The organism is Limosilactobacillus difficilis (assembly GCF_947387495.1).
Classification (GTDB): domain Bacteria; phylum Bacillota; class Bacilli; order Lactobacillales; family Lactobacillaceae; genus Limosilactobacillus; species Limosilactobacillus difficilis.
On sequence record NZ_CANDNU010000106.1, the window covers coordinates 1 to 521 of the forward strand.

The following is a 521-nucleotide window of genomic DNA, read 5'->3' on the forward strand; positions in this document are numbered from 1 at the left end:
AAAAAAAGAGGACTCTATAATGAAAACTGTACAGGAAATGGCATTTAGTTTCAATAAAAACATTCTAGCATCGCATACCGGCGGTCAATTATCTTCTGATGGTGGCCTAACCTTGTGTGTTGAACTGATGGCAAAGTTTCAGTTCACGAACTTAGCTGACAATCTATTGAAGTTCAACGACCATCGACAATACTGTCAGCATAGTAATTCAAGTATCTTGATGCAGTTGGTTCTGCAGATCATTGCCGGTTATAATACAGATTCTGCTGCAACCTCATTGGTTGCAGAACCACTGTTTAAACTTTTATTGGACAAACCAGCCTTAGCTTCACAAGCAACGATATCCCGTTTCTGGCAACGTATCGATACCGCAGGTGTGGACGCCTTCCAGACTTTAAATCAAGCTCTTATTGATCAAGCTCGACTGCTAACTAATCAGACGACCACCATTATTGATATTGATTCAACCCATTCTGACACTTATGGCAATCAAGAAGCTACTGACTATAACGCCCATTATG

1 protein-coding gene is annotated in these 521 nt (G+C 40.5%); it reads left to right on the top strand.

Annotated elements, in window-relative coordinates; translation table 11 throughout:
• Positions 1–19: 19 nt before the first annotated feature.
• The coding region (locus QOR82_RS09150; protein WP_191990654.1) for a transposase at positions 20–521 on the top strand (502 nt) is incomplete at its 3' end.